The sequence below is a fragment of the Bacillus sp. JJ1474 genome (assembly GCF_036965225.1).
Classification (GTDB): Bacteria; Bacillota; Bacilli; order Bacillales; family Cytobacillaceae; genus Cytobacillus.
In genome coordinates, this window is the sequence record NZ_JBALPC010000194.1 from 1 (window position 1) to 1986 (window position 1986).

The window sequence follows — 1986 nt, forward strand, 5'->3', positions numbered from 1 at the left end:
TTGCAGGCAAAATTCAGCGATGAAGATGATGAGCCTGAAATAGGTACTTCCCCGGCAGCCATTGTAACACCTTCATAAGGTAAAAATAAGGAATGATAAAGAAGTCGGCGAGTTGACTTCTTTTCTTATTGTGTGAATATTTTTCTTTCTAAATTATTGGCTATTGGTGAAATTTTGATAGATAAGCATTAGTGAAGGCGATTGAAGTTTTGCAAAGTAAGGAATGGGTGGATCTCACACATACGTTTGGCCCGGATTCTCCTCATTTTGCAGCTTTTGAAGATGCGGAGTTTAAAACACTTTTCACTCATGATGATGGCTTTTTTGCACAACGTTTTAATTTTCCCGGACAATATGGAACACATATTGATGCACCCATTCATTTCGTTCGCAACAAGCGTTTCTTGGATGAGTTAGAGTTAAAGGAACTAGTTCTGCCTCTTGTTGTAATTGATAAGTCGAAGGAAACAGAAGAAAATCATGACTTTATCTTATCTGTAGAGGACATCCTAAACTTTGAAGCAGAGCATGGAAGAATAGAAGCAGGTACATTTGTCGCCTTGCGTACAGACTGGAGTCATCGCTGGCCGAACAAGGAGGCATTCGAAAATAAAGATGAAGAGGGAAATAGCCACAGCCCTGGTTGGGGAATTGAAGCCTTAAAGTTTTTATTTGAAGAAAGACAGATTAAGGCTGTTGGACATGAAACGTTTGATACAGATGCAGCGATCGATGTCCGCAAAAATGGATCACTCATTGGCGAATACTATGTGCTGGAGCAAGATACGTTTCAAGTGGAATTATTAACAAACTTGGATAAAGTACCAGCAAAAGGGGCGGTCATCTTCAATATTAGTCCAAAGCCCGAAAAGGCATCTGGATTTCCAGTACGTTCTTTCGCGATTTTGCCATAATCACGTAGAAACTAGGTAAGGTTTTTGTCTGATCGTTCAAATAATAGTTTATTCTTGGGACACAATCTGCAGATAGCTTGCGGGTTTAGGGAAACAGAGCTGCCAATTGGCAGCTTTTTCTTGTTGTATTGACTAAGTAGATTAGTTCCAGAACCGATTATCGTGCAAGAATGAGTGAATTTTTATCTGTAGTAACAATTGCGCTCTTTCTTTGTGTTAAGGGTCATACAGTGAATGAACAGACACAAAGATAACTGGATTTTTATGTTAAAATATAGTTGGAATTTGAAGAAAAAGTATTTAAAGTAAAGAGGCTCTTTTTTTATTATAAAGATAGAGGGGGAAAAGCATGTCATCAAAACAAGACGACAAAGCCATGATTCGGACGGTTCGAATAGAAGATGCTGAAGCCATCCTTGATATTCACCGTGAGGTCATTAATGAAAAGGACTATTTTATAGCGGTTTCAGAAGAGTTCAATAAGACGGTGGAAGAGCATAAAGAATGGATCACAAAGATCATTGAGCATGAAAGAGAAACGATGTTTGTTGCAGAAATGAATGGAAGAGTAGTAGGTTGGATCGTGTTTCAGTCACAAGAGAGACAAAGGATGCATCACACAGGATCCATCGCCATCATGCTTCAGAAAGACTATCGAAATAAGGGGATCGGTAAGCTTTTGATCAATGAGATCCTCTCATGGGTAGCGCAGCATCCAGTGATCGAAAAAGTTTCATTAGGGACGTTCTCCACGAATTCAAGAGCCATAGAGCTATATAAAAAGCTAGGGTTTGTCGAGGAAGGGCGCAAAGTAAGAGAGTTTAAGTTTCGCGATGATGAATATGTAGACGATGTTTTAATGTATAAGTTTGTTAAATAGACAAGATTTATAGCTTTGATATGAAAAGTTGACTCATGTGCGCATTTACGGGCTCCTAGAGTCAACTTTTTATATGTTAGTGCCGCAACAGCTTGACAGTAACTTACGAAGGTTTGTACTTAAAATAACGAGCAGCATTCCTGTAATTAAGAAATTCAATGAAGGTTTTTCATATTATTTACCGAATTGTGA

2 protein-coding genes are annotated in these 1986 nt (G+C 38.5%); both read left to right on the top strand.

What is annotated here, in order from left to right; genetic code table 11:
* The first annotated feature begins 191 nt into the window (after positions 1 to 191).
* On the top strand, positions 192 to 914 hold the full coding sequence (locus V7164_RS21140; protein ID WP_335345624.1) for a cyclase family protein: 723 nt from the start codon (positions 192 to 194) through the stop codon (positions 912 to 914).
* A 349-nt stretch (positions 915 to 1263) separates the two neighbouring features.
* Positions 1264 to 1794, top strand: coding sequence for a GNAT family N-acetyltransferase (locus V7164_RS21145; RefSeq protein ID WP_335345625.1), 531 nt, complete (start codon positions 1264 to 1266; stop codon positions 1792 to 1794).
* The last annotated feature ends 192 nt before the right edge of the window (positions 1795 to 1986 follow it).

Coding starts and splice junctions, on each gene's coding strand:
- V7164_RS21145 (WP_335345625.1), top strand. CDS start 1,264: ATGTCATCAAAACAAGACGACAAAGCCATGATTCGGACGGTTCGAATA.